This window comes from Synechococcus sp. R60.1 (assembly GCF_047461835.1).
In the GTDB taxonomy this organism is placed as follows: domain Bacteria; phylum Cyanobacteriota; class Cyanobacteriia; order Thermostichales; family Thermostichaceae; genus Thermostichus.
This window is the reverse complement of the sequence record NZ_JANSIA010000101.1, coordinates 1-6369: the sequence shown is the minus strand read 5'-3', so window position 1 is coordinate 6369 and position 6369 is coordinate 1. Positions and strand designations below refer to the sequence as shown.

Here is a 6369-nt window from a genome sequence, read left to right as displayed (position 1 = left end):
GAACAGGGAAAGGGGCACCTGCTTAAAGTGAATGGCCACCTCCGAAACCTTCTTGGGCAGGCGTTTCCCAGTGCGCAGGTAAAAGGGCACTCCCTTCCACCGCCAGGTGTCACATTCCAGTTTCAGGGCTACGTAGGTGGGGGTTTGCGAGTTGGGATTGACGTTAGGCTCCTGCCGATAGCCCAGCACCGGCTTGCCGGCAATCCAGCCAGGGCCGTACTGCGCCCGCACTGCTGCGGCTGCCACATTGCGGGGATCCGCTAGGCGGGTGGCCTGCAGCACCTTGGTCTTTTCGTTGCGCACCCCATCGCTGCGCAGTGAGACAGGTGGCTCCATGGCCGTCAGGCAATAGATCTGCATTAGGTGGTTTTGCACCATGTCTCGCAGGGCGCCGGCAGTGTCGTAGTAGCCGGCCCGATCCTCCACCCCCACCGTCTCCGCCACGGTGATCTGCACATGGTCGATGTAGTTGCGGTTCCAGAGAGGCTCGAAAATGGCGTTGGCAAAGCGGAAGACCAGCAGGTTTTGCACCGTCTCTTTGCCCAAGTAGTGATCAATGCGGTAGATCTGCTCTTCCTGGCAAATTCGCTGCACAAGGCGGTTGAGTTCCTGGGCCGAGGTGAGGTCGTGGCCAAAGGGCTTTTCGATCACCACCCGCGTTTTGGTCGGATCGGCCACCATGCCAGCTGCCCCCAGCTGTTGGATGGCCTGGGCATAGAAGTCCGGCGCCACCGCCAGATAGAACACTCGGTTGCCGCGGGTGCCCCGCTCTTCGTCCAGCTGGCTGAGCAGCTGCTTTAGGCGCAGATAGCTCTCAGCATCTCCGATATCGAGGCGGCAATAGAACAGGCGGCTGGCGAAGTCCTGCCAGAGGGCCTCCGGCCCCAAGTCCTGGGGGGCAAACTCCTGCACGGCAGCCCGCATCTTTTCCCGATAAACCTCGTGAGTCCAATCGCGGCGGGCCACCCCCACCAAAGTAAACTCCGGCGGCAGCCGCCGCTGCCCAAACAGCCGGTAGTAGGCCGGGAGCAGCTTGCGGGCGGCCAGATCCCCAGAAGCGCCAAACTGCACCACAATACAGGGATCCGGGGTGCGTTCTTGGTTGAGACCAACGCGAAGGGGGTTTTCTGCCAGGGTTACCATAGGCCAGCTTGGCTCAAAAAGAAGGATTGGGAAGAACCTAGGGCACCAGAGAACCCTCTAGGCAGCGCAGCACTTCTTCCACGTTCTCGCGGCTGCCGATGATAAGGGGCACCCGTTGGTGGAGAGATTGGGGGACGATGTCTAGGATGGCCTCGGTGCCAGTGGTGGCCGCCCCGCCCGCCTGCTCGGCCAGAAAAGCCAGGGGGTTGGCCTCGTACATCAGGCGCAGCTTGCCCTCCGGTTTTTTCTGGGTGCCGGGATAGAGGTAAACTCCGCCCTGCAGGAGAATGCGGTGAAAATCCGCCACCAGAGCGCCGCTGTAACGGGAGATGTAGCCATCGCGGCGGTGGACATACCGGACATAGTTCTGGATCCCTTCGCTCCACTGGCAAAAATAGCCCTCGTTGAGGCTGTAGACGGAGCCGCGTTCAGGAATGCGGATGTCGCTGCGGGAGAGGATAAATTCCCCCAAGCTGGGATCCAACGTGAAACCGTGTACCCCCTTGCCAACGGAGTAGACCAGTTGGGTGCTGGGGCCGTAGAGAATATATCCCGCAGCCAGTTGGCGACGGCCCGGTTGCAGCAGGTCTTGGTTGTCCGCTTCCGGGCGATCCTCAAGAGGGTGAAGGACGGAGAAGATGGAGCCGACGCTGAGGTTGGCGTCAATGTTGGAGGATCCATCCAGGGGATCGATCATCAGGGCCAAGCGGCTGAGGGAGCAGTTTTCCGGCAGGCGAGCCGGGGTTTTCATCTCTTCCGAGACCAGCCGACACACCAGGCCCGTTTGCTCCAAAGCGCGAATGAAGGCCCGGTTGGCGTAGTCGTCCATCTGTTGCTGTTCTTCCCCTTGGACATTGACGCTGCCGGTAACCCCCAGCGCCCCTTCGATCAGTCCTGCCTGACTCAGCCGCCGGGCGATCATCTTGCCGGCCAGGGCAATGCGGTTCATCAGGGCGCTGAAGTCTTGGGCCTCTGCCGTAAAGCTGCCAAACTGCTGTAAAACATGACGGGAGAGGGTGAGCACATCCCGCGACATCTCCCGTGAGGACTCCGTCCCGCTAACGCGGTCGGCACTGCTGGGCACTACCGGCGGGGAGGGAGGAGAGCTGAGAACCATACGAGGCTTCGCCAACACGAAAGAAAAACACCCATACAAGGGATCCCCGACCCCTGCGTCCTGACCCGGAGTGCAAGGACTCGGTCTTGCCAGGGCGATTGGAACCTGGGATCCCTTCTATTAGGTAGGCTGGCCGATTCCTGGCGCAGGTGCAGACAACTTACAGAGTTGCTTCAGATTTGGTTTGGATCCCTCTTGCCGGCAGAGCTAGTGTTCCCCCGAAGAGAGGCGGTAGGATGAGTTCTAGCCGTTTTCTTCCTTGCCCACTTCCTCTCGATTCCCTCTGGCAATGATGGCCAATTCTCCGCTCCCACTGCGCAGCCAAGTGGTTACCCAGGGAGTACAGCGCTCCCCCAACCGCGCCATGCTCAGGGCCGTAGGCTTTCGCGACGAAGACTTCGGCAAGCCCATTGTCGGCATTGCCAACGCCCACAGCACCATCACCCCCTGCAACATCGGGATCCAAACTCTGGCGGAGCGGGCGGAGGCGGCTCTGAAGGCAGCGGGCTGTATGCCCCAGGTGTTCGGCACCATCACCATCAGCGATGGCATTTCCATGGGCACGGAGGGGATGAAATACTCGCTGGTGTCGCGGGAAGTGATTGCCGATTCCATCGAGACGGTGGTCAACGGCCAGAGCATGGATGGCCTCTTGGCCATTGGCGGCTGCGACAAGAATATGCCGGGGGCGATGATCGCCATGGCCCGCCTCAATGTACCCTCGATCTTCGTCTACGGCGGCACCATCAAGCCGGGTCACTACAATGGCCGCGACCTCACCATCGTGAGCGCTTTTGAAGCCGTAGGGGAGTTCAGCGCCGGGCGCATCTCCGAGGAAGAGCTGCTGGCGGTGGAGCGCCATGCCTGTCCCGGTGCCGGATCCTGCGGCGGCATGTACACGGCCAACACCATGTCCAGCGCGTTTGAGGCCATGGGGATGAGCCTGCCCTACTCCTCCACCATGGCTGCAGAAGACGAAGAGAAAGCCGAAAGTGCAGCCCAATCGGCCAAGGTCTTGGCAGAGGCCATCAAAGCCAACATCCGCCCGCGAGATATCATCACCCGCAAAAGCATTGAAAATGCCATCTCGGTGATCATGGCCGTAGGGGGATCCACCAATGCCGTCCTGCACTTTCTGGCCATTGCCCATGCGGCAGAGGTGCCCCTCACCCTAGAGGATTTCGAGATCATCCGCGCTCGTGTGCCTGTCCTCTGCGATCTCAAGCCTTCAGGACGGTTTGTGGCCACCGATCTGCACCGAGCCGGCGGGATCCCCCAAGTGATGAAAATGTTGCTCAACCATGGCCTACTGTACGGGGACTGCCTCACCATCTCCGGCCAGACCCTGGCAGAGGTGCTGCGGGATGTACCGGATGAGCCCCCCGCCGACCAAGAGGTGATCCGCCCCTGGCACAGCCCCCTGTATCCCCAAGGGCACCTGGCCATTCTCAAGGGAAACCTGGCCAGCGAAGGGGCAGTGGCCAAAATTACCGGCGTCAAGAACCCGAAAATTACCGGGCCGGCGCGGGTCTTCGATTCAGAGGAGTCCTGCCTGCAGGCCATCCTCTCCGGCCAGATCCGAGCAGGGGATGTGGTGGTCATCCGCTACGAAGGCCCCAAAGGTGGCCCCGGCATGCGGGAGATGCTCTCGCCCACTTCGGCCATCATCGGCGCCGGCTTGGGGGATAGCGTTGGCCTGATCACCGATGGCCGCTTCTCCGGCGGCACCTACGGCATGGTAGTGGGCCATGTGGCTCCCGAAGCCTATGTGGGGGGCACGATTGCCCTGGTGGAGGAAGGGGATCTCATCACCATTGATGCCCCGGCTCGCCAGTTGCACTTGCATGTGAGCGAAGAAGAGCTGGCCCGCCGCCGCGCCCGCTGGTCTCCTCCTGAGCCTCGCTACAAACGGGGCACCCTAGCCAAGTACGCCAAGCTGGTCTCCAGCAGCAGCTTGGGAGCAGTGACGGATTTAAACCTGTGGGATTAATTTCCCTCACCCCCGGCTCGTCTCCCAGAGGGAGAATTGGTACTTGAGAGATAGCTCCAGATTCCTGACCCTGCAGGGATCAGCCTTGCTGGGTTAAGTGCAAGAAAGCGGCAGAGATGAAGGATCCCTGCCGCTGGGTTTTATGGGCTGACGGCCTCAGAGACAACTAGGTACCGATGATCCCGCCGTCATTTTTGGTGATCACCACCACCGCCGAGCGGGGGTAGAGATTGGGGTCGTAGTCTGGCCAGCGGGAATTGACCTTGCCGGCAGCAAAGTCGTCCTCGCTGGTGCTGGCGCCTGGGTGCTGCACGTTGATGAACATGGTGCGCTGATCGGGAGTGGTGACCACACCGGTGATCTCCTGCCCAATCGGCCCGGTCAAGAAGCGGCGAATTTCCCCTGTATCCGGATCGGCAGCCAACATTTGGTTGTTGCCAAAAGGCGCAAACTCCTCTTTGTTGAGATTGCTTTCGCTGGTGTCGGTCTGGATCCAGAGGCGACGGCTGGCATCGAACCACAGACCATCGGGAGAGTTGAAGATGTTGTCTTCATTGAGGGGCTGGCCCGATAGCTTGCGGCTATCTTCCGGCGGCCCGGCCAAGACAAAGAGATCCCACTCGAAACGGGTGGCTTGAGGCCGGTCGTTGGCCTCCTTCCAACGGATGATGTGACCCCACTTGTTTTTGGGACGGGGGTTGGCAGCGTTCACCTGGTCTTGTTCCCGACGGCTGTTGTTGGTCAGGGTGAAGTAGACCATGCGGGTTTGCGGATCCACCGCTCCCCACTCAGGCCGGTCCATTTTAGTAGCACCGACAAAATCCGCCGCCGTGCGGGTATTCACCAACACGTCTGCTTGGCTGGTGAAGCCGTTTTCCGGGGTCAGGCCGTTTTTCCCAAACACCAGCGGCAGCCACTCGCCCGTGCCATCTTCGTTGAACTTGGCCACATACAGGGTGCCATTGTCCAACAGATGTCCGCCCGCCGTTTCCTTGCGGTAGGGCTCGGCAGAGACGTACTTGTAGATGTACTCAAAGCGGGCATCGTCCCCCATATAGGCCACAATCGGCTGGCCTTCCACCGGCGGCTGAAACACCACGCCTTCGTGGGCGAAGCGGCCCAGAGCGGTGCGCTTCTTGGGAGTGCTGCTGGGATCAAAGGGATCGATCTCCACCACCCAGCCAAAAGTGTTGGGCTCATTGCGGTAGTCTTGAGTGGCATCCGCAGCGGTGGGGGTGGCGTTGAAGCGGATGAACTCGTCTGCCTTGTTGCTGGCCAGCTCCCAGCCGTAGCGGGAAGTCTCGGTGCTCACGCCGTAGCGCTTGTGCTCCCGGGGCAGGTTGGGCTTTTGGTCGGGGCCTTTGCTGGTGTTGCTGAAGTAGTCCGCCCAGTTCTCCTCACAAGTAAGGTAGGTATTCCAGGGAGTGACGCCGTGGGCGCAGTTGTTCAGGGTGCCACGGGTCATCGTGCCTTCGGGGCTGAACTTGGTTTTCACAAAGTCGGATCCCCGCACTGGCCCTTGGATCTCCATGAGGGTAAGACCGGTGATGCGGCGGTTGAGGCGATCCCGCACCACTTCCCAACTGCCGTCTCCCTGCTGCTTGATGTGGACAATGCTCACCCCGTGGCCATTCAGCTCTTTCAGCACCTGGTCGGGATCGCGGCTGCCGTCAGGATTGGTGGGATACAAGTCGGAATCCAGCTTTTGGCCCACAGCCGCAGCATGCATAAACCGAGGCTCGACGTACTCGTGGTTAAACACCAGCAAACCCTCGGTGGAGCTGCCCTGCCAGGGATCCTTCCCGTCAATGGGGAAGAAGTGCATGCCATCGTGGTGGCTGCCCACCTGCATTCCCTGCTCGGCACCGGTGTTTTCCAGCTTGAACTGTGGATAGGTGCCGGTGATGGGAGTACCCCAAGCCAGCAGCGGTCGGGCAGTGTAGCCTTCGGGCACCACCAGTTTGTCTTCGGCGCTCACAGGAATTGCCTTGAAGCCCAGCAAAGCACTGCCACTGGCGGCTTTTGCCGATTTGGAAGCACTGTTCAGCTAGAAATCGCAGGAGCCCCGCACTGTACCCGTAGGGTCAGTGCCGGGAGGAATGCGCTTTGATGAAGTACA

General features: G+C 60.6%; 4 protein-coding genes. 1 reads left to right on the top strand and 3 read right to left on the bottom strand.

The annotated features are described in order from the left end of the window. Together zwf and fbp are read right to left on the bottom strand one after the other, a co-directional pair. Positions 1–1143, bottom strand: a 1143-nt coding sequence (gene zwf / locus NW834_RS12110; RefSeq protein WP_414426322.1) for a glucose-6-phosphate dehydrogenase, incomplete at its 3' end; no start/stop codon positions are given. Positions 1144–1180: 37 nt separating this feature from the next. Further along, a complete protein-coding gene (fbp, locus tag NW834_RS12105; RefSeq protein ID WP_414418700.1) occupies positions 1181–2179 on the bottom strand; it encodes a class 1 fructose-bisphosphatase in 999 nt (332 codons plus the stop codon). A 373-nt stretch (positions 2180–2552) separates the two neighbouring features. Between fbp and ilvD the strand changes: the two genes are divergently transcribed. Beyond that, on the top strand, positions 2553–4250 hold the full coding sequence (gene ilvD / locus NW834_RS12100) for a dihydroxy-acid dehydratase (RefSeq protein WP_414426321.1): 1698 nt from the start codon (positions 2553–2555) through the stop codon (positions 4248–4250). A gap of 166 nt (positions 4251–4416) precedes the next feature. Here ilvD and NW834_RS12095 read toward each other — a convergent pair whose 3' ends face one another. Next, positions 4417–6252, bottom strand: a complete 1836-nt coding sequence (locus NW834_RS12095; RefSeq protein ID WP_414418697.1) for a PhoX family protein — start codon at positions 6250–6252, stop codon at positions 4417–4419. Positions 6253–6369 lie beyond the last annotated feature (117 nt).